At 63.9% G+C, this 22,764-nt stretch carries 26 protein-coding genes and 1 tRNA gene; 7 read left to right on the forward strand and 20 right to left on the reverse strand.

Translation table 11 applies throughout. The annotated features are described in order from the left end of the window. Positions 1 to 38: 38 nt before the first annotated feature. Positions 39 to 1,025: a type IIL restriction-modification enzyme MmeI gene (locus Q0330_RS00790; RefSeq protein WP_366518279.1), complete on the forward strand. Its 987-nt coding sequence runs from the start codon at positions 39 to 41 to the stop codon at positions 1,023 to 1,025. Between the two features lie 102 nt (positions 1,026 to 1,127). On the opposite strand, the gene Q0330_RS00795 is transcribed toward Q0330_RS00790, so the two are convergent. From Q0330_RS00795 to Q0330_RS00805, 3 genes are all read right to left on the reverse strand, one after another. Next, positions 1,128 to 2,606 carry a DUF6880 family protein gene (locus Q0330_RS00795; protein ID WP_299473003.1) on the reverse strand — a complete coding sequence of 493 codons (1,479 nt, stop codon included), beginning with the start codon at positions 2,604 to 2,606 and terminating at the stop codon, positions 1,128 to 1,130. Between the two features lie 402 nt (positions 2,607 to 3,008). Then, positions 3,009 to 3,539 (reverse strand): superinfection immunity protein, encoded by a 531-nt coding sequence (locus tag Q0330_RS00800; protein ID WP_299473005.1) that lies wholly within the window; start codon positions 3,537 to 3,539, stop codon positions 3,009 to 3,011. Then, complete coding sequence (locus Q0330_RS00805) at positions 3,536 to 4,057, reverse strand: DUF805 domain-containing protein (RefSeq protein ID WP_299473007.1); 522 nt, start codon at positions 4,055 to 4,057, stop codon at positions 3,536 to 3,538. The genes Q0330_RS00800 and Q0330_RS00805 overlap by 4 nt, the downstream gene beginning before the upstream one ends. A gap of 123 nt (positions 4,058 to 4,180) precedes the next feature. Here Q0330_RS00805 and Q0330_RS00810 point away from each other — a divergent pair, with 123 nt between their 5' ends. Then, complete coding sequence (locus tag Q0330_RS00810) at positions 4,181 to 4,459, forward strand: helix-turn-helix transcriptional regulator (RefSeq protein ID WP_299473009.1); 279 nt, start codon at positions 4,181 to 4,183, stop codon at positions 4,457 to 4,459. 306 nt (positions 4,460 to 4,765) lie between these two features. Here the strand turns inward: Q0330_RS00810 and gstA are convergent, their stop codons facing one another. After that, positions 4,766 to 5,377: a glutathione transferase GstA gene (gene gstA, locus Q0330_RS00815; RefSeq protein ID WP_299473012.1), complete on the reverse strand. Its 612-nt coding sequence runs from the start codon at positions 5,375 to 5,377 to the stop codon at positions 4,766 to 4,768. A 296-nt stretch (positions 5,378 to 5,673) separates the two neighbouring features. Here gstA and Q0330_RS00820 point away from each other — a divergent pair, with 296 nt between their 5' ends. Genes Q0330_RS00820 through Q0330_RS00835 form a run of 4 tightly spaced genes read left to right on the forward strand, consistent with a single transcriptional unit; the run spans position 5,674 to position 8,344 of the window. Further along, positions 5,674 to 6,276 carry a site-specific integrase gene (locus tag Q0330_RS00820; RefSeq protein ID WP_299473013.1) on the forward strand — a complete coding sequence of 201 codons (603 nt, stop codon included), beginning with the start codon at positions 5,674 to 5,676 and terminating at the stop codon, positions 6,274 to 6,276. 13 nt (positions 6,277 to 6,289) lie between these two features. Then, the gene (locus Q0330_RS00825; protein ID WP_299473015.1) at positions 6,290 to 6,688 is read left to right on the forward strand and encodes a DUF3768 domain-containing protein; all 399 of its coding nucleotides are present in this window, start codon (positions 6,290 to 6,292) and stop codon (positions 6,686 to 6,688) included. 30 nt (positions 6,689 to 6,718) lie between these two features. Further along, positions 6,719 to 7,759 carry a hypothetical protein gene (locus tag Q0330_RS00830; RefSeq protein ID WP_299473017.1) on the forward strand — a complete coding sequence of 347 codons (1,041 nt, stop codon included), beginning with the start codon at positions 6,719 to 6,721 and terminating at the stop codon, positions 7,757 to 7,759. A gap of 39 nt (positions 7,760 to 7,798) precedes the next feature. Beyond that, positions 7,799 to 8,344 carry a metallophosphoesterase gene (locus Q0330_RS00835; RefSeq protein ID WP_299473019.1) on the forward strand — a complete coding sequence of 182 codons (546 nt, stop codon included), beginning with the start codon at positions 7,799 to 7,801 and terminating at the stop codon, positions 8,342 to 8,344. A 486-nt stretch (positions 8,345 to 8,830) separates the two neighbouring features. Here Q0330_RS00835 and Q0330_RS00840 read toward each other — a convergent pair. Next, positions 8,831 to 8,920: transfer RNA gene (locus Q0330_RS00840), tRNA-Ser, on the reverse strand. A 99-nt stretch (positions 8,921 to 9,019) separates the two neighbouring features. On the opposite strand from Q0330_RS00840, the gene trpB reads away from it, so the two are divergent. Further along, a complete protein-coding gene (trpB, locus tag Q0330_RS00845; RefSeq protein ID WP_299473021.1) occupies positions 9,020 to 10,249 on the forward strand; it encodes a tryptophan synthase subunit beta in 1,230 nt (409 codons plus the stop codon). A gap of 168 nt (positions 10,250 to 10,417) precedes the next feature. Here trpB and Q0330_RS00850 read toward each other — a convergent pair whose 3' ends face one another. From Q0330_RS00850 to Q0330_RS00920, 15 genes are all read right to left on the reverse strand, one after another. Then, positions 10,418 to 11,344 (reverse strand): FAD:protein FMN transferase, encoded by a 927-nt coding sequence (locus Q0330_RS00850; RefSeq protein WP_299473023.1) that lies wholly within the window; start codon positions 11,342 to 11,344, stop codon positions 10,418 to 10,420. Next, positions 11,341 to 11,916: a nitrous oxide reductase accessory protein NosL gene (locus Q0330_RS00855; RefSeq protein WP_299473025.1), complete on the reverse strand. Its 576-nt coding sequence runs from the start codon at positions 11,914 to 11,916 to the stop codon at positions 11,341 to 11,343. Before Q0330_RS00855 ends, Q0330_RS00850 begins: the two co-directional genes overlap by 4 nt. Continuing rightward, a complete protein-coding gene (locus tag Q0330_RS00860; protein ID WP_299473027.1) occupies positions 11,913 to 12,734 on the reverse strand; it encodes an ABC transporter permease subunit in 822 nt (273 codons plus the stop codon). Before Q0330_RS00860 ends, Q0330_RS00855 begins: the two co-directional genes overlap by 4 nt. Then, complete coding sequence (locus Q0330_RS00865) at positions 12,731 to 13,669, reverse strand: ABC transporter ATP-binding protein (RefSeq protein ID WP_299473029.1); 939 nt, start codon at positions 13,667 to 13,669, stop codon at positions 12,731 to 12,733. Before Q0330_RS00865 ends, Q0330_RS00860 begins: the two co-directional genes overlap by 4 nt. Beyond that, the gene (locus Q0330_RS00870; protein WP_299473031.1) at positions 13,635 to 14,957 is read right to left on the reverse strand and encodes a nitrous oxide reductase family maturation protein NosD; all 1,323 of its coding nucleotides are present in this window, start codon (positions 14,955 to 14,957) and stop codon (positions 13,635 to 13,637) included. The genes Q0330_RS00865 and Q0330_RS00870 overlap by 35 nt, the downstream gene beginning before the upstream one ends. Next, the gene (nosZ, locus tag Q0330_RS00875) at positions 14,957 to 16,909 is read right to left on the reverse strand and encodes a TAT-dependent nitrous-oxide reductase (RefSeq protein WP_299473033.1); all 1,953 of its coding nucleotides are present in this window, start codon (positions 16,907 to 16,909) and stop codon (positions 14,957 to 14,959) included. The genes Q0330_RS00870 and nosZ overlap by 1 nt, the downstream gene beginning before the upstream one ends. Position 16,910: 1 nt before the next feature. After that, positions 16,911 to 19,133, reverse strand: coding sequence for a NosR/NirI family protein (locus Q0330_RS00880; RefSeq protein WP_299473035.1), 2,223 nt, complete (start codon positions 19,131 to 19,133; stop codon positions 16,911 to 16,913). Beyond that, on the reverse strand, positions 19,130 to 19,456 hold the full coding sequence (locus Q0330_RS00885) for a hypothetical protein (protein WP_299473037.1): 327 nt from the start codon (positions 19,454 to 19,456) through the stop codon (positions 19,130 to 19,132). Before Q0330_RS00885 ends, Q0330_RS00880 begins: the two co-directional genes overlap by 4 nt. 334 nt (positions 19,457 to 19,790) lie before the next feature. Continuing rightward, positions 19,791 to 20,012, reverse strand: coding sequence for a 50S ribosomal protein L31 (gene rpmE / locus Q0330_RS00890; RefSeq protein ID WP_299473039.1), 222 nt, complete (start codon positions 20,010 to 20,012; stop codon positions 19,791 to 19,793). An 11-nt stretch (positions 20,013 to 20,023) separates the two neighbouring features. After that, complete coding sequence (rplS, locus tag Q0330_RS00895; protein ID WP_299473041.1) at positions 20,024 to 20,416, reverse strand: 50S ribosomal protein L19; 393 nt, start codon at positions 20,414 to 20,416, stop codon at positions 20,024 to 20,026. Beyond that, positions 20,413 to 21,270 (reverse strand): tRNA (guanosine(37)-N1)-methyltransferase TrmD, encoded by an 858-nt coding sequence (gene trmD, locus Q0330_RS00900; RefSeq protein WP_299473043.1) that lies wholly within the window; start codon positions 21,268 to 21,270, stop codon positions 20,413 to 20,415. The genes rplS and trmD overlap by 4 nt, the downstream gene beginning before the upstream one ends. Further along, the gene (gene rimM, locus Q0330_RS00905) at positions 21,267 to 21,761 is read right to left on the reverse strand and encodes a ribosome maturation factor RimM (RefSeq protein WP_299473045.1); all 495 of its coding nucleotides are present in this window, start codon (positions 21,759 to 21,761) and stop codon (positions 21,267 to 21,269) included. Before rimM ends, trmD begins: the two co-directional genes overlap by 4 nt. 3 nt (positions 21,762 to 21,764) lie before the next feature. Further along, entirely contained in the window at positions 21,765 to 21,911 is a 147-nt protein-coding gene (locus tag Q0330_RS00910) for a hypothetical protein (RefSeq protein ID WP_299473386.1), read from the reverse strand. Positions 21,912 to 21,961: 50 nt separating this feature from the next. Next, positions 21,962 to 22,360 carry a 30S ribosomal protein S16 gene (gene rpsP, locus Q0330_RS00915; RefSeq protein ID WP_299473047.1) on the reverse strand — a complete coding sequence of 133 codons (399 nt, stop codon included), beginning with the start codon at positions 22,358 to 22,360 and terminating at the stop codon, positions 21,962 to 21,964. A 48-nt stretch (positions 22,361 to 22,408) separates the two neighbouring features. Continuing rightward, a complete protein-coding gene (locus tag Q0330_RS00920; protein ID WP_299473049.1) occupies positions 22,409 to 22,705 on the reverse strand; it encodes a chorismate mutase in 297 nt (98 codons plus the stop codon). Positions 22,706 to 22,764: the final 59 nt, after the last annotated feature.

Here is a 22,764-nt window from a genome sequence, read left to right on the forward strand (position 1 = left end):
TGCTCGCCGCCACCGTCATCTTCTGGTTATGATCGGGAATGAGTCCTGACCCTAGTGATGCAGTTCGGCCTGAGCGCGCCCAAAACAACCGCAAAGCCTATCGTGACCGATGGTGGCAGTTCGGTGAAAATGTGCACTCCGTTCGTAAAGCACTTGAGGGGCTGCCAAGATACGTCGGCACGGTGTACACTGCAAAGCACAGAGTCTTTCAGTTCGTGCCGGGGCAGGTCCTCGTAGACGCAACGATCAACGTTGTTGCTTCAGAGGATGCTGCCCACCTCTCGCTGCTTTCAAGTCGCTTTCATGTCGTTTGGTCCCTCGCAGCCGGCGGGCGCTTGGGTGTCGGCAACGATCCCCGCTACAACAAATCGCGCTGTTTCGACCCCTTCCCCTTCCCCGACCTCACCGACGCCCAACGCACCCGTCTCCGCACCTTGGGCGAGGAACTCGACGCGCATCGCAAGCGTCAGCTGGAAGCACACCCCAAGCTGACCCTGACCCAGATGTACAACGTGCTGGAAAAGCTCCGCGCCGGCGAAATCATCGACGGCAAGGACCGCGAGATTTACGATTCCGGCCTTGTCGGCATCCTCAAGGACCTGCACGACCAGATCGACTCCGCCGTGGCCGATGCCTATGGCTGGCCGGTCGATCTGCCCGACGAAGACATCCTGCTGCGCCTTGTCGCGCTGAACAAGGGACGCGCGGCGGAAGAGGCGCAGGGCCATATCCGTTGGTTGCGCCCCGATTACCAGAACCCCACTGGCACGCAGGCCGCCAAGGGCAAGACCGCCGAAATGGACCTTGGCACCGCCGCCAAAGCCGAAAAGGCCCCGTGGCCCGCGACCCTGCCCGACCAGATCGCCGCCGTCCGCGAGGCCCTGTCCGAAATGGGCGAGGCGACCCCGGAACAGATCGCCCGCCGCTTCCGGCACGCCCGCACCAAAGCCGTGCAGCCATTGCTCGAAAGCCTCGCCGCACTCGGTCAGGCCGAGCGGATGCCGGATGACCGCTATGTCGCGTGACGAAGGCAGCGCGAGCGCCCGGCTTCGCACTTGCAGCAAACTCCCTGCCTGCTGGCCCGGATCGCGACGATGGCATGAGCGATGAACGACCGGATCAGGCCGTTACTCACCATCCCTGATCCACACAGGGCGGCGGGCCCCACTCGCTTGTGGTGCTTTCGGTTCACCGTCTCCGACACGTGCCCAGAATCCTGATTTGCGGGGATGTGCTGTCTTGAGCCTGGCAAGGTAGGTTGCATGGTCGACCATTCCGCTTGGGCGGATCGGATCCGCTTCGCCCGCCAGCAGGCCGAGTTTCCCGAGGTATTTTGCGCCGTGCCCATAGGCCTTTGAGCGTGCGCGGTCGAGGATGTCATCCAGAAGGGCACGATAGAGGATCGTCGATGCCAGCGGATGTTCATGTTCCAGAAGGCCCGCAACCTTAGGCAGAATGTGCCAGTCACCCCCATCCCAGCGGTGCGGGTGCGTCGTGATCAGTTTTGCCGCCAGATCAAGTCGCGGCCAATCGAGGAAGAATTGCAGTGCCAATTCGGGTTCTGCCTTTTCCAGCGCGAAGGCATGGGCGCGTTCCTCGGCCTCGATATCCTCGAAGTCCGGCAGTTGTTTGAGGTGCTCCCGAAGGATGTCGGCGGGCAGCCGCGCCTCGAAACAGCGCCAGCGCAGGGCCTGTGCGGTCGAACTGTCGCCAGTGGCGTCCAAGATGCGCGCCTCCAGACTGACCCGTTCTGGCGACAGGCCATCATCAGCTTCGCCAAAGGTACGCCGCCCGGGCTTGCGCACCCATTCCAGCGCCTCGGCACTGCGACGGCTCTCCAGAAGCTGTGCAGCGATCCCAAGCGTATCCTGCATATGTGGCTTCTTCTTGAGCTCCAGCGCGATGAGCAGGTCGAGATCGCCTCGCGCCGAGGCGAGGGTCTGACGCATCGCAGCCCATTGCGAGGTCACGGAGTAGAACCAGTCATCCGATTTGCGGGCGGCATCCCTGGCCTGCCGCTCGGCGATGGCGTCTTTCAGATCGTTATCCCATCGCGCCAAGCTGTCTGGCGGCAGGTGTGCCGCCACAGCCTCGGTCACGTCAGCGAGGTAGCCATGCGTGCTTTCGCCAAGGGCCGTCATGATCTTCTCGGGCAGCAGGTCCGCCTCGGGTGCAGTCAGGCTGCGCGCCAGATCACCGGTCGCTTGGATCGCCTGATGATAGACGTCCTGAACGCGGCCCGAGGAATCGTCGACGCGTTCGAACACCTGTTCATGTGTCGCGATGAAGCGCAGCAGTCGGTCTGTGGCCAAGGCCGGGGCGGCAGGGCCAAGCTCAGAGGTGATCGTATTGATCAGGCTTCGCAGATCCTCGGCAAAGGCGCGGGCCTTGTCCCATTCGATGAAGCTCTTTGCCCGCGCCAGCCCGGACAGTCGCCGGTCGATCAGCTTAGCGATGGCTTCGGGGCCGTTTTTCCCGACCAGCGCCGCCTTGACCTGCCGCCGAAACCCCGCGTTGCGCTCGGCTTCGTCCAGCACCAGTTGCGCGAGCTTGTCGGCGCCGAGGTCTTTCAGCTTGTCGTTGGTCAGGGCAGGTTTGCGCGCCATGGGCAGGTCTCGGTCGTGAACACTTTCCCAATAACTGCCTCGACCGGATCCCGGGGGCAAGTATTGGCTGTCCGATTGGTCAAATGCGGCAAGAAGGCCCGATGGCCGCAAGGTGAAAGCTGCGATGCAGCATGTATAGCGAATGGCGGCTTTGCTGCTGTCGTCGGCGCCGTCAACAGAAGCTGGTCGGCTGCCGTATCGTAACTGGGTCGTGGTGAACGCAGGGGCGACTGTGACGAAAAAACCGAGCCTGCTACTTACATGGCCTTTTGCCACAAATGCCATGTTGGCCGGGTTAGGTTCGGCTGGGCGCGTGACGAAATCGGCGTTGAACCACCTGCGCCCATATTGGCCATCAGGGCATTTTCTGTCGGCGTGCGGTCGCCCCGAGGCTCGCCGCCTTCAAGCACCACGTTGAGTGCGACCAAAGCCGTCAAGCAACGATCCTCGCAACTGTTGATGCTCCTCTGCGCTGATCGCGCCATCGACCTCCAACTGCTTGAGGTTGTGAAGCCGTTCGGTCAACTGCTGCGCCTCTGAGGGGGCCTCGGGCGAGCTCGCAATGCGAATTGCCTGAGGGTCGTTGACGAACAGGTTCAGCCCGCTTTCACCGCCATTTGACCCGGTTGGGCTTTTATGAACGGCCCCCATTGCCCAGATCAATGTACCGAACCAACCCAGCACCGTCAGGCCGAATACAAGGTTGATCAGCATGATTGGCCAACGGTTCGGGTGGCCGCGCATGAAGGCGACAATAGTTGGCAGCAAAAACACGATAAGGGCAACAAACCCGATCAGCGCTAACAGCGAAAGGTCGGTTACGTCCTGCCCTGGGTTCGACTGCGACATCGCTGCAGTAGCGTGGAGGCCGTTCGCGGCGAGCGCCAGCGCTAACACCACTGGCGCGCTGACAAGAAATCTGCGCCCGATCATGTGCGTTGTTGGGCCAGCAGGTCAGCCTTCATCCGGCCAAACTCGACTTCGTCAATGGTCCCTGCGTTTTTGAGCGCTACAAGCTTTTCGAGCTGATCAAGTTGCGCGGTGCTGCCATGCCCTGTCGGCGGGATCGCAGCGGCCACGTCGGTTTGCTGGTACATACCCCCGGCCTGCCCATCGTAGCGGTTGGGGCCCGTCGAACGCGTGCAGAGGAATACAAGCAAGGCGATCTGGCCGATGACTGGGATAATGCCCAGCAGGAGGAACCAGCCGCTGCGGTCGGTGTCATGCAGCCGCCGAACCGTCACGCTCAGCGCTGGGATAATATGCGCCAGTTGCACGAAGGCTGCAATGATCGGCACCTCACCCGTCGGGTCGGTTTCCAGCGCCCCGTCCAGCATCAGCGCGGCAAACAAAATTATCGCGTAGAAGAGCGTGAACAGCCAGTATTGGCTGCGGGTAGAGCGGCCGGAAAAATCGAAGTAGCGGCGGAACGCGTCAAAATATGCGGTCATTATTGGTCCTTTGATATCAGCCCCCGCGACCGTCGAACTGGTCGGCGGGTTCAGTCACGATTGAGCATAATATGGGACTGACAGTCCGTCGATTGTCAAGCCACCCATCTGCTTTTTGCCGATATGGATACGCGAAAAGTCATCGGCTGGAATCTACGCCGGCTTCGGGTTGCGCAGGGCCTGTCGCAGGAGAGGCTGGCGCTTGAGTCAGGTATTGACCGGTCATATGTTGGGCGCGTCGAACGTGGTTCGGAAAATGTGACCGTCGCCCGCTTGGAGCAGTTTGCGGCTACCCTTGGAGTGCCGGTTCGGGAGCTGTTTGATGACCCCATCGGTGATAACCCACCTCCGGCACTCGCGGCAGGGCGCAAGCCAAAGCAACCCCGCAGGCCACGTGAATAGCGCAAGCGGCATCGAACCGGACATTCATACGCCACCGCCCGATGCGAACAGTCGGAGATTGCGCGCAGAAGATCCGAGCGGCTGAGAACGTCATCAAAGACTGAATAATGGGACGTCGTGAATTATCGCGGTTAGAACGTAGTGAAGAGCGTTCCGAACCATTTGTGCCAGTGTGGGGGTAAAACCTGCTCCCTGAACCCCAACTTCGACACTTGCGATGTATTGCCGGTAAGCCCACCGAGGGCACAAATGGTGACAGGCGCGCCAGCCCGGCGGGCCGGCGCGCGATGGTGATCAGGCTATTTGTCAGCCCGTCAGCCCCTCGGCTGCGAGCGCCGCTTGAACCGCAGGCCGCGCGGCGACACGAGCGCGCAGTTCACCTATCCTTGGAAAGTCCGACAGGTCATGCCCAAGCATGTCCGACCAATTCGTTACTGTGAACAGGTAAGCATCCACCGGGGTAAAATTCGCGCCGGTGAGGTAGGTCCGTCCGTCCGAAAGGAGGTCTTCAAGCCATGCGAACTTCGTGTTCAACACCTCTTTCTGGGCGGCCTTCGCATCGTCGGGCAAGGCGGGGTTGAAGAGCGGCGAATAGGATTTGTGAACCTCGCTCGCGACATAGTTCAGTGCTTCCTGAAGCCGGGCGCGGCCTATGCTCCCGGCGGGCGGCGCCAGTTCCTCCGAGCCGGAATTGTCCGCCACGTACTGCATGATGGCAACACCCTCGGTCAGGACCACACCATTATCGAGCGCCAAAGCTGGCACGGCCCCTTTCGGGTTGATTTTCCGGAAATCGGACCCTGTCTCTGTAGTCTTGGTGCGGATGTCGGTTTTCTCAAGCTCAAATGGCGTACCAGCTTCGCGGAGGGTGATATGTGAGGCCAGCGAGCAAGCACCGGGCGAATAATACAGTTTCATGTCATGCGTCCTTTTACGGTTGCGCCGCCATCGGCGGATGAAGCCGGCGACCACGGAGTCATCCCGACGATGCGACGATTCTGCAAGGTCGGTCCGTCTGCGCCACCCTTCCGTGCCGAATGGGGCAATCGGTGGTGGCCAATGCCCAGTTTCTTGGGCGCATCGTCGGGCTCAACATCGGAAACTGCGGCTTGACGCCAATAGGGCCAAACGGTGTCCAGACAGAATATCGGGCCGGCGCTTCAGTTCAGGTTGAATACATGCATTGACATTCTTCCTTTAGTTGTGTATACATATTGTATGTTGATTTGTGTGAGCATATGCGCGGCCGCCCGGCCAAGGTAATCACAGCCGCTGAACAGCGGCGCGTTTTACGCCATCTCGACCTCTCCCCAACGGCAGCCCGTGACCGGGTGATGTTTTTGCTGACCATCACAGCGGGGTTACGCGCCTGTGAGGTTTGCGCACTGACCTGGCCCATGCTGACGCGAGCCGATGGCGGTATCGGGGCGCATATCGAATTGCCGCCAGTGGCCGCGAAGCGCCGCTCGGGGCGTCGTATCCCGCTTCACCCCGAACTGCGCCGCGCCCTTGCCCGGCTGGCCCCGCGCGTGCGCATGCGGCAGGGGCCGGTAATTCGATCATGCCGGGGCGGGGCGATGTCACCGAAGTCGCTGGTCAACTGGTTTACCGGGCTTTACCGGCAGCTTGGGCTGCAGGGCTGTTCATCGCATTCGGGGCGTCGGAGCTTTATCACCCGGGCGGCGCGTCAGCTCCCCCGCGCGGGCGGGTCGCTGCGTGATGTGCAACTGTTGGCCGGGCATCGATCCATACAGACCACCCAAGGCTATATCGACGGCGACGAACAGGCGCAGCGTCGGTTGATCAAACTCATCTGAAAGGAAAGCAGCAATGGACGAACGGGATTCAATGGAAAGCAGCAAAGAACAAAATGGCAACAATGAGGTTGGGGCCAGCGACCGGCCCTATGATGTTCGGCTGGTTCGGATGCTGAATGACGCTTTGCGCCGGCGAGGTATCGGCGGCGAGGTCTTCGTCACGCGTGAGGTCGATATGTTGCCCGATGCTGAGGTGATCGCGATCCTGCGGGCGGTGGCCTGCTTTGACGATTTCACCGAGGATAACGACCCCTGGGATGAACATGACTGTGCGGTCATGAGCATGGGGCGGCACCGGATCATCTGGAAGATCGACTATTACGATCAAGACTTGAGGGGGCTTTCGCCGGACCCTGCGGACCCGCAGCTGACCCGACGTGTGATGACCATCATGCTGGCCTCGGAGTATTGAATGGCGATGAGTAGGGTGCATGCGGCACACATGCTGGAGGCCTTGTGCCGGTTGATGATCGGCCCCGGTTACCTCGACGAGGTTACCAACGAGGTTGAGAGGTCCGGGCTGGCGCGGGCGCTTGCCGAAGGTGATGCCGACTTGATCTATGACCACCTGATGCTGTCGCTGAGCATGCAGGGCATTTCTGACGATATCGCGGTCCGATACATCGCCCACCACGGCAATGCGACCCGCAGCGAGATCCGGGCCGCGCTTGCCCGCAGCCGCTGCGCCTGCCCGAAGCTGGCGGGGTTCGAGGCCTATAGCGGCTGCCGTTACCGAAAGTCGGCGATGAGCTGTGCCCGCCCGCAACATTTGCGGCTTTGCCCGGTGCGCAAACCCCCGCTGCGCAAGGGGTTGCTCAATATCCAGGCGCATTCGCTGCATTTTTTCCTGCGTGACGTTTGCCATGATGATGTGGCCGGGTTCATCGATCAGCTCATCGATGGCGCGGTTACCGGGGCCGGTACAGGCGCTGCGCGGCACTGTTCGGGGGCTGAGGGCACCGATGCCGGGGTTTTGTTGCCCGATGCAGTATTGGCGGCGCGCGATGCCCTGTTGGGCGAATTTACCCGGGTGAGTGGCGTATCGGCCAAGTTGGCCAATATGGTGCTGGCCGATATCCTGCTTGGCGGCAGGCCCGATGACCTGCGCTGGCGGTCGATTGGGGCGGCGATGTGCACGGTCGATGTGCTGGTCCATAAGTTTCTTGATCGGACCGGCATCCTCCACGAGTTTGCGCTTGAGCATGCCTATGGGCCGCGCTGTTACCGGGCCGATGGCTGTGACGGGGTGATCGCCGAACTCGCGCGTGCCGTGCCGGTGCAGGAAATCCACGCGGACTACCCGGCATATTTCCCGCGCCTTGTTGAACTGGCCATTTGGCGTTTCTGTGCCGAGACCGAGCACGGTATGTGCCGCGCCCGTGTGGTCGGTAAGGGTCGGCTCTGCGAGCAGCGCCATAGCTGCCCGGTCGCGCAATACTGTGCCCGGGGCGGGGCACGAAAGCGCAGGCGGCGAAAGACATGAGCCCGACCGACACCCGCCCTACAGAGTTAAGGAGGCCATATGACCCACTGGTACACAGCTGACCTGCATTTTTGCGACGAGGGTATCATGCGATATTTCGGGCGACCGTTCCGCAGCATCACCGAGATGAACAATGCCATGATCGACGGCATCGTGGCACGGCTGCGTGAGGGCGATGACCTCTGGGTGCTTGGCGATGTCGCCGATACGGGGGCAGGTGGCGAAGAGCTTGCCCGAACCTTGATCGAGCGCCTGCCGGGTCGAGCGCACCTTGTTCGCGGCAACCATGACGATACCCGCGTCACCGCCCTGCCATGGACCAGCCAGCATGAGCTGATCGAGCTGCGTGACGGACCGGAATGCTTCGTGCTCTGCCACTACCCGCTGCTGTCATGGAATGGCGCACGGCAGGGGGCAATACAACTCTTCGGCCATGTTCATGACCGCTGGCCGGGCTCCGACCGGCAGGTCAATGTCGGGGTCGACCTCTGGGGTTTTCGACCCGTCACCGGCACTGAGGCGGTCATCAGGGCCGCAGGGCAGAAGCCGCTGAAGGTCGCGGATTGGATCGGGGGGGTGGGGTAATCGTGTAGCCAGGACCTGCTTGCAGGGGCTTTGGTGCTGGCGGTTCCGCGATATCATTACAGGTAATGACAATAAAGTTATGTCATGCCGTAACGCGCTGCATCCGAACCCACCATCATCCGCAAAGCCTCGGGCGTCCCGGTCACCACCCCGAGACAAGGGAAACGGGTGTGGTCCTGTCGACAAATTCCAGCGCCTCGCGAACGGTGGTGATTCTGGTCAGTCAGGCAGGGTTTTGGGCCGCAGCGCATTCTGCACGGTCCCGTCGACGCCGACATTCATGACAGTCTGCGCGCACCTTGTCTCAGGGGCAAAGACCAACCGTGATCGCAGGCGAGGGCAAAAGCCCTCGGTCGTCGAGGGACATGTCCAGACTCAGCCAGTGACGGCCAACGCAATCCAGAAAAATAAGTGGGGTGAAATGTGGGTCTGAATAAAGTGATCTGGTAACAATGCGCTGATTTTCAATAATAAATACGGATATTCTGGCGGAGGAGGTGGGATTCGAACCCACGGTAGGCTTCCACCTACGTCGGTTTTCAAGACCGGTGCATTAGACCACTCTGCCACTCCTCCGACCTGCATCGCCTACCCTGCGGTGGCATTATCTGCAAGCCCGGCTTGCCGCCCGGCGCGCGCTTCGCTACGACAGGTCGAACCGACAGGAGGCGCGCCATGAACGAACGCATCAACTCGCTCAGCCAGGGGCCGGACGAACAGGGCCGCTTCGGCATTTTTGGTGGTCGTTTCGTGTCTGAAACGCTGATGCCGCTGATCCTCGATCTGCAGGCGGAATACGAGCGCGCCAAGACCGATCCGGCCTTCAAGGCCGAGATGGACGATCTCTGGGCGCATTATGTCGGCCGGCCGAGCCCGCTCTATTTCGCGCCGCGCCTGACCGAGGAACTGGGCGGCGCGAAGATCTATCTCAAGCGCGAGGAGCTGAACCATACCGGCAGCCACAAGATCAACAATGTGCTGGGCCAGATCCTGCTGGCGCGGCGCATGGGCAAGACCCGGATCATCGCCGAAACCGGGGCCGGCCAGCACGGCGTGGCCACGGCCACCGTCTGCGCGCGTTTCGGGCTGAAATGCATTGTCTATATGGGTGCGACCGATGTCGAGCGCCAGGCGCCGAACGTCTTCCGGATGCGGCTTCTTGGGGCCGAGGTGGTGCCGGTCACCTCGGGCAAGGGGACGCTGAAGGACGCGATGAACGACGCTCTGCGCGACTGGGTGACCAATGTGCGCGACACGTTCTACTGCATCGGCACGGTGGCCGGCCCGCATCCCTATCCGGCCATGGTGCGCGATTTTCAGTCGATCATCGGGCGCGAGACGAAGCAGCAGATGATGCGCGCCGAGGGCCGTCTGCCCGACAGCGTCATCGCCTGCATCGGCGGCGGCTCGAACGCGATGGGGCTGTTTCATCCCTTCATCGACGACCCCGAGGTCCGCATCATCGGGGTCGAGGCCGGCGGTCACGGTGTCGATGAGAGGATGGAGCATTGCGCCTCGCTGACCGGCGGTAGGCCGGGCGTGCTGCATGGCAACCGCACCTATCTGTTGCAGGACGAGCAGGGCCAGATCCTCGACGGGCATTCGATCAGCGCCGGGCTCGATTACCCGGGCATCGGGCCGGAACATGCCTGGCTGCACGATCAGGGCCGGGCCGAATATGTCTATGTCACCGACCAGGAGGCGCTTGGCGCCTTCCAGCTTCTGTGCCGGACCGAGGGCATCATTCCGGCGCTGGAGCCGAGCCACGCGCTCGCCCATGTCCAGAAGATCGCCCCCGACCTGCCGAAGGATCACCTGATGGTGGTGAACCTGTCGGGGCGCGGCGACAAGGACATCTTTACTGTCGCCAAGCATCTGGGGGTGGAGATCAATACCGGCGGCTGAGGCTGAGCTTGCAGCCGTTCCGGATGCGCCCGTGACGGCGGCGAGCCGCCCCAAACACAGGATTTCAAATCCCGCATTCGTTGCGGTCAGCGTATCTCGCATGAGTGCCCATCTGCCGCTTGTCAGCAGCCTGGCTTCAATACTCTTGCGACAGCTGGCCTGCCAGATTTACCCCACCGCAGGATGCAAAGCTTCGATACTGGTATCGGGGAATTGCCTGACCAGTGCAGCCACTTCGGCCCGGCCCTGCATCAGGCAGGCGGCGGTCGACAGCGCATCAGCCAGGCCCGCGCGCGGGGCGCTGATGCTGACCAGATCGAAAGCCGCGCGGGCCGGCAGGCCGCTTGCGGGGTCGAGGATATGGCCCTGCAGGCCCGCCGCGTCGAAGACCGTTCCGCGTGGCGAGGAACTGGCAAGCGCGCGGTCCTGCAGTTTCAGCCCTGTGCCATCGCTCAGCGTGACCGGCCAGGCCGTGCCGTCCGGGGTCTGGCCGCGCGCCACGATCTCGCCGGTATCGACCAGCACGGCACCCAAACCCTCGGCCCGCAGCAGGTCGGCCACGCGGTCGGCGATCACGCCCTGCGCCACCCCGTTCAGCGTCAGCGCCATGCCGGGCCTAGCCAGCCGGATCGCCCCGGGCGAGGTCGTCACACCGTTCCAGCCGGTCAGCTTGCGCGCTGCCGCCAGCCGGGCCGGGTCGGGGGCGTGACCGGCCGCCCAGGCCTCGGCATGGGCCTGCCAGACCGGCTGCACCGTCGGATCGAAGCGCCCGCCGCTGGCCCGGTTCACGCGCCCGCAGAGGCTGAGGCAGTCGAGCAACTCGAAAGGCGGCGTGTCCAGATGCCCGTCGCGATTCAGCCGCGCCAGTGCGCTGTCGGGGCGATAGAGGCTGAAGACATCTTCCAGCCGGTCGATCTCGGCCAAAGCCAGCCCGATCAGCCGGTCGGCCTCCGGGTGGTCGAGCGCGATGGTGGCGGCGGCGCCAAGTGCCACGCCGTGCCATTGCCGCAGGCGCAGTGGCGCGGCACCGGCTGGGGTGGCAAGGGCAAGCGTGCTCGCGGCGGCGGTGATGGTCAGGAAACGGCGGCGGTTCATGGCTTCGACTCCGCAGGCTGGGAAAGGGCGCGCAGGCGGGCGGCATAATCCTCCGGCCCGGCATCGGTTGTTGTGGTTGCGGGCTTGTCGGCGGCCTCAAGCACCGCGCTGTCGGGGATCTCGGCCAGCGTCATGACCTGCCCGCCATATTCGGCGGCAAAGGCCTCGGCCCTGGCCTTGTCCGAGAAGGGCACCGTCTCGCTGGCCCCCATCCCGCCGGCGCGGGTGGAGCCGACGACGAAGACCGCATCCTCCAGCGCTACCCAGTTCTCGGTGCCGGGTTCCTCCCAACTGGGGGCCTTGGCCATGTCGCTGACATAGATGGCGGTGATCTCGGCCTCCTGCTCGGGCATGCGCTGATAGGCGATGGCGTCGCGGGCCTGACTGAAGAACAGCGGGAACAGCATGTCCTTCAGATGCACCTGCCCCTTCGGGCCGGGATGTTCCAGCACGTTCATCTGGCAGTAATAGCCGACCGCCTCCGAGGTCATGGCGACCGGCTCGGGCACCTCGGACTCGGTGCGGCAGGCGGAGAGCAGGATCAGCGCGGCCACGGGGATGAGGCGCTTCATGGCTGCACCCTGCGGAAACCCAGCCAGGCGAGGGCGAAGGCCAGGACCGGCCAGATCGCCAGCGAGCCGAGCGTTGCCAGCGCCGGCACCGTCTTGGCGGCGGCACCGAGGCCCGAGGCCGCCGCCGTCGCCTGACTGGCGGACAGGTTGAACAGCCGGAAGGCATCGGCCGGATTGGCCAGAAGCGCCACCGGCAGCCCCTGTCGGGTCAGCGCCCCGCCATCGTCGGCGACAACGGCGGCCAGCAGCGCCAGATCGTAAAGCACCACAGCCCCGACCCAAAGCGCGATGGCCAGACCCGCCGCCCCCGATGGCCGCCCGGCCAGCGAGGACAGCGCATAACCGGCCCCGAGGAAGGTGATGCCCAGAAGCACCGAACTCCATCCCAGGCGCCACAGCGCCGGCAGACCGGCGATGGCGGAACGGTCGCCGACCAAGGCGACCAGGGCTGCCAGCCCATAACCGGCCAGCAGCGCCAGCGTAAGCACCGCGATATGGGCCAGAAGCTTGCCCGCCAGTGCCTCGGCGCGCGAGACCGGATAGGTCAGAAGCAGCGACAGGGTGCCGCGCTCGACCTCGCCGGCGATGGCGTCGAAGGACAGAAGCAGCGCGATCAGCGGTACCACATAGACGGCAAGGCTGGTCAGGCTGGCGACGACGACCGACAGCCGGTCGGCGGCAAGCGCGCCGCTGGGGGCCGATCCCGCCGCCGTCAGGACAAGGGCGAAGATCATCATCAGAACCGCCGAAACGGTGATCCAGCGGTTGCGGCGGGCGATGCGGAACTCGGTTCCGGCGATGGTCAGGATGCGGTTCATGCGGCTTCTGCCTGTTCTGCCCGTTCGGCGGGCGTGGTGGCACCGGGCGTCTGGCTGAAATGGGTGTAGATGTCTTCGAGGCTGGGCGGCGCGATCTCGATATCGCTGACCTGCGGGCCGAGCGCGGCGATACGGGCCAGAAAACCCATCTTCTCGGCCACCGGGATATGCAGATGCCCGCGCCCGTCCTGCCAGATGGCATCGGCGGGAAGGGCCGCGCGCAGCACGGCTGCCGACTCCGGGGCAGGGGTCACGGTCACCGACAAAGGCAGGCCGGCGCGGGCGCGCAGATCGGCCATGCTGCCGGCGGCGACGATGCGGCCGCGCGACAGGATCACCAGCCGGTCGGTCCGCGCCTCGACCTCGGTCAGCGCGTGCGAGGACAGCAGCACCGAGGCCCCGGCATGGGCCAGATCGTCGATCAGCGCATAGAATTCGCGCCGCGAGACCGGATCGAGGCCCGAGGTCGGCTCGTCCAGCACCATCAGCGCCGGCTGGCCGATCAGCGCCTGCGCCAGCCCGACGCGCTGCCGCATCCCCTTGGAATAGGTGCCGATCCGGCGGTCGGCGGCATGTGCAAGACCGACGCGGTCCAGCAACTCGCCGGCCTGCGAGGCCGGCTGGCCGCGCAGACGCAGGTAATGGCGCACCAGTTCGCGCCCGGTCAGCGCGGCGTGAAAGGCGGCGTTTTCCGGCAGATAGGCGGTCATGCGCCGGGCGGCGGCGCTGCCGGGGGCGGCCCCCTCGACCGAGACGGTGCCGGCATCGAAACCGATCAGCCCCAGCACGATCTTCATCAGCGTCGATTTGCCGGCGCCGTTATGGCCCAGAAGCGCCACCCGCTCTCCGGGGGCGACATCGAGCGAGACATCGGTCAGGGCATGGACCTCGCCGTAGCGCTTAGTGAGCTGTGAGAGGGTCAATCGGGGCGTCATCGTAACCTTCTTGCAGCCAGGCCGGCTGCGCTTCGGCGGCCATGGCGGCCACATCTTCGGGAATCGCGATCTCGGGGGCGGCGGTCAGCGGGAAGCTGTCGACCACGCCGCCCGGCAGGGTCGCGGGGAAGCTGGACTGGGCCCAGCGGATCAGTTGCACGGCGGGCGAGCCGATCAGCGCGCCGGCGGCGGGCTGCGACCACAGGATGCGGTCCATCAGGTCATTGGGGCGGAACGGGCTGTCGGCGATGCCGTCGCCGTTCAAATCGAAGGCCGGGTGGTCGGACCAGTAATTGCCGCGCCCGTCGAGGCTCCATTCCACATCGCGGGAGCCTACGTATTTCACCTGCTCGCGATTGCCGATGAAGGCATTGCCGGTGATGGCATTGCGCTCGGATCCGGCGGTGAAATGGATGCCGATATCGCAGCCCTCGAAACGGTTGTTGGCGATCAGGTTCTTGTGGGCGTTATAGATGAAGGTGCATTTCTCGGTCCCGCCGGCCACCAGATTGCCGACCACGTCAGAGCTGTTGGCAAAGTTCAGCATCACCCCGTGGCTGCGATCCTTCAGCGAGATATTGTTCAGAACCTTCACCCGGTCCGAATACATGATCGCATAGCCGAGGTGATTGCCGACCGAGACATTGCCCGAGACCTCGCTGTCATGGGTATACATGTAATGGACGGCAAAGCGCAGGTCGCGGAAAAGATTGTCGCGGAAGACATTCTTGCGCGAAGTATTGGTGAAGATGCCGTCGCGGCCAAAGCGGATGTCGTTGCCCTCGACCACGGCGCCGGGGGCGTTCCAGACATAGACACCATTGCCGCGATCGTTCATGCGCCGGTCCTGCCGGCCGATGATGGTATTGCCGCGCACGATGCTGTCGCGCGCGCCGTGGATATCGACGCCGTAAAGATTGCCCTCGATCCGGTTATCCTCGACCAGCACGCGGGCAGCCTCTCGGGTCATCAGCACGCCGGAATCGATCTCCTGATGCGAATTGCCCGATCCGGTCAGGGTCAACCCACGGATCACCACGTCCTCGCCGGTCACCTTGATGACGGAGCCGGTGCCGCCCGCGTCGATCCGGGCTTCGCCTCGCCCGTCCAGCACCAGCGGCTTGTCGATCACCACCGGCCCGCGATGCAGGCCGGGGGAAAGGATCAGCACATCGCCGGGGGCTGCCCCGGCGATGGCTTCGGCCAGCCCTTCGCCCATGGGCACACCCCGTTCGGCCGCAAAAAGCGGCGAGGAGAGACACAGGCAAAGGGCAAGCGCGCGGATCATCAGGCCACGGTCGGACGCACGAACATGCGGCCGCGCATCTCCATGTGCAGCGCGTGGCAGAACCACTGGCAATAATACCAGTAAACGCCCGGACGCGAGGCCACGAAGGTGACCGAGGATGTCGCCTGCGGACCGATCTCCATCGCCACGCCATGATTGCCCATGGTGAAGCCGTGGGTCAGGTCGTCGATATCGTCCAGGTTGGTGACGATCACCGTGACCTCGTCGCCCTGATTCACCTCGAAGCTGTCCAGTGCGAAGGTCGGCGCCTGCGAGGACATGTAGACGCGCACCTTGGTCGGGTCGTCCTTGTCGCGGATCACCGTGTCCTGCCAGTCGTCCAGGTCGATCCCGTCGGCCTCGGCCTGTTTGCGGGTATCGGCCCACATCGGGTCCTGACGGTCCCAGACCGACTTGATATTCGCCAGTTTCGAGGCATGGACGCCAATCGCGTCATGCGGCTCGGCGAAATTCGGGCCGTCATGGACCACGACCATTTCATCCTTGGAGATGTCGATGAGCTGATCGTTTTCCGGCTTCAGGGGACCCACGTTCAGGAAGCGGTCCTTCGAGAATTTGGACAGGCAGACCAGCCATTTGCCATCGGCTTCCAGCGTTTCGCCCATGGTCGTCTTCAGGTGACCCGGCTGATACTGCACGTCGACCTTGGAAATGATCGGATCGACCGCCTCGCCGTTATGGGCGGCGATGGCCTTCTCGATGTTCCACTTCACCACCTGGCTGTCGAGGAAGAGCGAGGTGAAGGCATTGCCCGAACCGTCGAAGGCCGTGTGCAGCGGGCCGAGGCCCAGTTCCGGCTGCGCCACGATCACCGATTCCGGTGCCGCGCCGTCGTTGAACACCGCGTCCAGCTTGGTGACGTCGATGATGGTGACGGTCGGCGACAGCTTGCCGGCGATGCAGAGGTGCTTCTTGTCCGGGGCCATGTTGCAGCCATGCGGGTTGTTCGGCACCGGAATATAGGTGGTGTATTTCTTGGCCGCGTTTTCCTTGCGCCCGTCGAGGATCTTGACCCCGTTGAGTTCCTGGAAATCGCCGGCTTCGATCCCGGCCTCGATATTGGCGAGGTTGAAGACGACGACATGGTCGAGCTCGGCCGAGGTCATGTCGGCCTGGCTCATCCCCATTTCCGAGTTGTAGCTGGTCGAGAAGGCGTATTTGCCCTCGTAATCGGCGTCGGTATTGTCGAGGTTGCCGGTGACGATCACCTGCCAGGCGACCTGCATGGTCGCGGTATCGACGGCCGTATACAGGTTCACATAGGTCGACGGATCGTCCATGGTCGAGCCGTCGTTGATCAGCGGCGCCTCGTCCTCGCCGTTGCAGAACAGGTATTTCGACGATGGCACCTTCTGCGGGCGCATCCCGTGGATGGCCTTGGCATTCGGGATTTCCAGGATCTTGTCGCATTTCATCACGTCGCAGCGGACGCGGGCGACGCGGGTATTGGCCTTGTCCTGCATGAACAGGTACTGGCCGTCATAGGTCCCGTCCGTATAGGACATGTGGACATGGTGCAGGTCGCCCTGATCGTGCAGTTGCTTGCCGTTGGCCTCAAGATAGGCCTTGGTCTCGGGCAGCATGTTCTCGGTCAGGATCTTGCGCGATTCATTGGTCTGGCCCCAGCCGGTGGCCGAGCAGCGGTTGAAGACCGGAACCCGCATGAGTTCGCGCATCGAGGGCACGCCGAGGATACGCATCTCGCCGGTCTGGCCCGAGGACCAGAAGCCGTAATATTCGTCGAGTTCGCCCGGCTTGAGATGCCAGCTTGCCCCTTCCGAGGCGGTCTGCGCAGCGGCGGGCGTGGCGGCACCGCCGCCGGCCAGCAGCGCCGTTGCACCGCCCAGACCCATGCCGCCGATGGCGACGCCGCCGGCGGTCGCGCCCAGCAGGCCGCGCCGGCTGATGTTAAGTTTGGTTTCGTCGGTCATCTCAGACTCCTTCGGGTTTGCTCTTGAGATTGGGGTGATTGGCCAGCCCGTCCCGGGGTTTCAGGTCGGGAACGGTGCTGCCGGAAATGCTGGCCCGGCGCTTGTCGCGCTTGATGACGACCGGGCATTTCGAATGGCTGTGATACAGCACCTGGCAATGCATGCAGTTCAGGCACTCGTTGGGATTGATCTCGCCGGTCGGGTGGATCGCCTGCACGAAGCACTCGTTGGCGCAGGTCTGGCAGGGATTGCCGCATTCCTTATAGCGCTTGAGCCAGTCGAACATGCGGATCCGCGCCGGGATCGCCAGACCGGCCCCCAGCGGGCAGAGATAGCGGCAATAGAAGCGCTCGACGAAAAGCCCGGCCATCAGCAGGCCGATCACATAGACGACGAAGGGCCAGGCGCGGGCGAATTTCAGGATGATGGCGGTCTTGAAGGGCTCGACCTCGGCCAGATGCTCGGCCTGTTCCAGACTGGCCAGCGAGACCCCGAACAGCCCGAGGAAGATCATGTATTTCACCGGCCAGAGCCGTTCATGCAGGCCCCAGGGCAGGGTGAATTGCGGAATGCCCAGCTTGCGGCCGATCTGGTTCAGCAGTTCCTGCAGCGCGCCGAAGGGACAAAGCCAGCCGCAATAGGCGCCGCGCCCCCAGAAGATCAGCGCGGCGGCGACCGCGAACCACAGGATGAAGGTCAGCGGGTCGAGCAGGAAGGCCTGCCAGCTGAAGCCGGTGGCGAAGCTGTTGGCCAGGGCCATGATATTGACCACGGAAAGCTGCGCGTTCCACATCCAGCCCAGCACCACCAGCACGACGGTCAGGAAGGACATGCGGAACCAGTAGACGGCGCGTTCCGAGCGGCTCAGGAATTCCTGGAAGAAGAAGGCGGCGGTCAGGATGCCGAGCAGCACCGTTATGGTGATGATCTGCGGCGTCTTGCTTTCCCAGATGCGCTTCCACAGCGCCGCCTGCGCGGCATTCTCATCCAGTTCGGGTGCCGCGGCCGCCGGGGCTTCGGCCACCGGCGGGGGCGGCGGCGGGGCCAGCAGATAGGCCTCGGGCAGGGTGTAGGACAGATCGAAGGTGGTAAACAGCTTCTCGATCGCGGCCACATCGCGATGCACCAGCAACTGGATGCGGAAGGGCTTGGCCGGGTCGAAGCCGCTATCGGCGGGGATCTTGAACAGGTCCACCTCGGTGAAATCCGGCGTGCCGGACAGCGCGATGGAGGCGCGGCGGTGCTGGCGGTCGCGGAAGCGGACCGAGACATCGTCCTGAATCAACTGGATGCGGTCGAAGATGCCGCCGCGCACATAGCCCGAGCCCTTGAAGCTGTAGAGCCCGAGGCCCGCGATCAGCACCGCCTGATCGCCCTCGTCCAGCCAGGCGTCGAGATTGGCATAACCGGCATCGCCCAGCACCGGCTTGCCGATGCCCGGCACGCTGACCAGCGTCGCCTGCATGTCGATGAATGTCGTCTCGGGCGGATCGGTCAGCGCGCGGGCGTCCGAGCGCGGATCGCCAAGTGCGGCAAAAGCCTCGTTCACCTCGCCCGTGGTCAGGCGCAGGCTGCGCACGGTGCCGTCGCCCAGAAGCGCGGCCCAGTCGCCCTCAGCCACGGCCTCGGGGTTGAGCTGGCGCGCCGGGGCGCTGTCCTCTCCGGCCAGCCCGCCAAGGCCGAGGCTGCGCGCCACCTTGAGCCCCGAGCGGACGATGGAATCGTCGATCACCATCACCGTCACCGTGGCGCCAGAGATGATGTTCAGATCATGCGCCGATCCGCCCGCCTCGGCCTCGGCCACCAGATCCAGCCCGGCGTAGCCCTCGGCCACGGCTTTCATCTTGGCTTCGGGAATGCCGATCAGGACGATGGGTTCGGAATGCTTGACCAGCCGCACGCCCAGCACCTTCGCCTCGGGGCTGACGGCGACCATGGTATGGATGGGCTTGCCGGAATAACCGGTCGTGCCGACGAAATCCGAGGTGATGAAGGCGTAGCCGAGCGTTTCGCCGCCCTTCAGCACCGGGGCCACGGCCAGATCGTCGCGGATCGGGCCGAACGCGTCGGCACCGGGCACCAATTCGCCCGGCGGCACCTCGCCGATATAGCTGGACAGGACATTGCCGGCGGGGCCGGCGCCTTGTGCGCGGGCGGGTGCTGCAAACAGGCAGGCCGCGACAAGCAGGATCAAAAGATGTGAAAAAAGGCGTTGCAGGTTCATGACATCTCTTTCCCGGCCGGGGGGCCGCGGGGCAGGGGCAGGTGACGTTGCGGTTGGCTGAGATGGCCGCTGGCCTGGGTGAAGCGCGCCGGCTGGGGCAGGCCGGTGCGGGCAGCCTTGAAGGCGTTCACCGGCAGAATGCCGGGTAGCGGTATGGCGCAATCCGGGCAGGCCGCGCAGTCGCAGGGCGCGACCGGTTCGCCATTATCGTTGACGAGGATTATGGTGACCTGGCCGTTGTCGCAAAGCTCGATCGCGTGGGCGCCATGTGCTGTTGCGTCAGCAGCCTGTGCGGCGCCGGCGACAGAGATCGCGGCGACCAACAGAAAAACCAGGATGCGATTCGCAACGTTCATGCGGCCTTTTCATATGCTGGCGAGGTTCGGACCTTGACCAAAATCAGGCGACTTGGGCGGTGCAGGCTCCAGATCAGGGGCAAGAACCGAAAATGAGTCAGGCAACCTTGGAAAAACAGGCGCGTGATCGGGGTCCATGCCAGGCAGGATGGGGCGTAATGCCGCAGTGCGAGGTAAGGCCGACACTCGATTTCAAAAGCTTACCGGACCAGGTCCCTGTCGTCATCAGAAAAGAAAAAAGTGCTTAAATGCGAAGCGCCGCCCCGAAGGGCGGCGCTTGTCGTTTGCACGGGAAGCTCGATCAGAAGCCGAGGCCCGCGTATTTGTTCTTGAACTTCGACACGCGACCGCCGGCGTCCATCAGCTTGGCCGAGCCACCAGTCCAGGCCGGGTGCGAGGTCGGGTCGATGTCCAGCGACATCACGTCGCCCTCGGCGCCCCAGGTCGAGCGGACCTGATAGGTGGTGCCGTCGGTCATCTTGACTTCGATCATGTGGTAATCGGGATGGATGTCTTTTTTCATGACCATGAACCTCAGGCTTTGGCGTCGGCCTTATCGGCCTTCGGCTTGTAGTTGGTGACTTCGGCGATACGGGCGGATTTGCCGCGACGGTCACGCAGGTAGTAGAGCTTGGCGCGACGGACACGACCGCGACGGACCACGGTGATCGAGTCGATATTGGTCGAATAAAGCGGGAAGACGCGCTCGACGCCCTCGCCGAAGGAGATCTTGCGCACGGTGAACGAGGCGCCGATGCCATTGCCGCCCTTGCGCGAGATGCAGACGCCTTCATAGTTCTGCACGCGGGTGCGGGTGCCTTCGGTCACCTTGTAGCCGACGCGAACGGTGTCGCCGGCCTTGAAGTCCGGGATATCCTTGCCGAGTTCGGCAATCTGCTCGGCTTCGAGCTGTGCGATCAGGTTCATCGCTGTTCATCCTTGTCTTGCGCGGGTTCGTTCCCCGCTTGGTGTGATGCGCCCGAGAGCTGTCGGTCCTTTGCCGGGTCCATAGCGCCTTCGCGATATGCCCGCCACAGGTCGGGGCGGCGTTCCTTGGTCAGCCTTTCGGCCTCTTCGCGCCTCCAAGCGGCAATGGCCGCGTGATTGCCCGACATGATCACGTCGGGTATCCTGCGGCCTTCCCACTCGGCGGGGCGAGTATATTGCGGGTGCTCAAGCAGGCCTTCGGAAAAGGATTCCTCGGCCAGCGACGCCTGATTCCCAACGACGCGCGGTATAAGCCGAACCGTCGCATCAATCAAGACCTGTGCGGCAAGCTCTCCGCCGGTCAGGACATAGTCCCCGATGGAGATTTCCTCGATCCCGCGCGCGTCGAGAACGCGTTGGTCGACGCCCTCGAAACGGCCGCAGATCAGGGTCAGGCCGGGGCCTTCTGCCAGCCTGTGGGCGCGCCCCTGGGTCAGGGGGCGACCGCGCGGCGACAGGTAGATCAGGGGCAGGGCGGTCCCGGCCTCGCGGATGGCGGCGTCCATCACATCGGGGCGGATGACCATGCCGGCGCCGCCGCCGGCGGGCGTGTCGTCGACATTGCGATGCTTGCCGATGCCGAAATCGCGCAGGGGAATGGTACGCAGGTTCCACAGCCCTTCGGCAAGCGCGCGGCCCGTCAGCGACAGGCCGAGAACGCCGGGAAAAGCCTCGGGGAAAAGTGTGATGACATTCGCCGTCCATGCGCCCTTGACCTGCGGCTCCGCCATCAACTCTCGTGGCTTGGTCGAGGCCTGGGCAGACAGGCGGCCATGGGATTTCGTCGGGATCATTCGTCCGATCCGGGCGGGTCGGCAATGATGCGGCCGGCGGCAAGGTCCACGGTCGGCACGATCTCGCGGGTGAAGGGCAGAAGCAGGGGCGGGTTGGCGGCGATTTCCAGGATGTCGCCGGCACCGTGATCGAAGATCGCCTTGACCCGGCCAAGCGGCCTGCCGCCGGTATCGAAGACCTCCAGCCCGATCAGGTCGGCATGATAGAATTCGTCATCGGGCAGCGAGGGCAGGGCCGAACGCGGCGCCCAGAGGGTGGTGCCGCGAAGCGCCTCGGCCTCTTCGCGGGTGGCGATGCCGGTCAGGCGCGCGCCGATCCCGCCGGTGACCGGGCGGGTCAGGGCGATGGTGAATTGCCGCGACCCGTCCTCGGTCGAGAGCGGGCCGTAGCTGGCGATATCGGCGGCTTCGGCGGTGAAGCTTTTCAGCCGCACCTCGCCATGGACACCGAAGGCGCCGGCGATCGCACCGATGCAGATCTTGTCGGACATGCGCTATTTTCCCCCGCAGAAGCCGGCCCGGACCCAGGTGCCGCCTGAGGCCTCGCACAGGTCGATCTGGTGCGAGCGCTCGAAAAAGATGCCGGCGACGAAGGCGAACAGCAAGAAGATCGCCAGCCGGAACAGTCGCAGAATGAACAATGTGGCGTCCGGTAATCAACGGCCCGCCGCAGGGGCGGGCCGTGTCGGGATCATTCCGAAGCGGCTTCTTCGGCCGGGGCTTCGGCGGGCGCTTCGACCGGGGCGGCAGCGGCGGCGGCCTTGTCGGCGCGGGACTTGGCGCGTTCCTGGGCTTTCTTGCCCGGCTCGGCCTTTTTCAGGTTCTTGCGCTCGGTCTTGTCCTTGGCGCCGGCGGCTTCCAGGAAGCGGGCGATGCGGTCGGTCGGCTGGGCGCCCTGGCCGAGCCAGTACTGAACGCGCTCCATGTCCATCTTCACGCGCTCTTCGCTGTCCTTGGGCAGGAGCGGGTTATAGACGCCCAGCTTCTCGATGAAGCGGCCATCGCGCGGCATGCGCGAATCGGTGGCGACGATGGCGTAATGCGGGCGCTTCTTGGAGCCGCCGCGGGCCAGACGGATTTTCATTGCCATTGGTTTTCTCCTTCAAAATGGCGGTATTAGAACGCATATCTGATGCGTCTAGGATTGGTAGCTTTCGTGGTGACGGATCACTTCCGCGATCACGAAATTGAGGAATTTGCGCGCGAATTCCGGGTCGAGATCGGCCTCGCGCGCGAGGCGTTCCAGCCGCTCGATCTGGGCGGATTCGCGCGCCGGATCGGACGGAGGAAGGTCGTGTTCGGCCTTGAGGCGGCCGACGCTTTGGGTGTGCTTGAACCTTTCGGCCAGCGTATAGACGAGGATCGCATCGAGCCGGTCGATGCTGTCGCGATGGCCTTTCAGAAGCGCGGCGGCGCGGGTCACGGCGTCGTTCATTTCGCCCTCCGCAGGGGGGATGCAGGGCGTGCATAACCCGTACATACCGCGTGCATATG

It is taken from the genome of uncultured Paracoccus sp., assembly GCF_937873615.1.
GTDB lineage: Bacteria > Pseudomonadota > Alphaproteobacteria > Rhodobacterales > Rhodobacteraceae > Paracoccus.